At 49.4% G+C, this 233-nt stretch carries 1 pseudogene; it reads left to right on the plus strand.

Annotation, left to right across the window (positions count from 1 at the left end):
* Positions 1-11 precede the first annotated feature (11 nt).
* Positions 12-233: pseudogene (locus GYRE_RS23075) on the plus strand (tRNA (adenosine(37)-N6)-threonylcarbamoyltransferase complex transferase subunit TsaD); the annotation flags it as partial.

Genomic DNA, 233 nt, shown 5'->3' on the forward strand with positions numbered 1-233 from the left:
TAAAACAAGCCATGCGTGTACTGGGAATTGAAACATCCTGCGATGAAACCGGCATCGCGATTTACGACGACGAAAAGGGCCTTTTAGCCAACCAACTGTATAGTCAGGTGAAATTACATGCTGACTACGGCGGCGTGGTGCCGGAGCTTGCCTCCCGCGATCACGTTCGTATAACGGTTCCGCTGATTCAGGCGGCATTAAAAGAAGCGAATCTGACGGCAAAAGATATTGAT

This window comes from Yokenella regensburgei ATCC 49455, assembly GCF_000735455.1.
Taxonomy (GTDB): Bacteria; Pseudomonadota; Gammaproteobacteria; order Enterobacterales; family Enterobacteriaceae; genus Yokenella; species Yokenella regensburgei.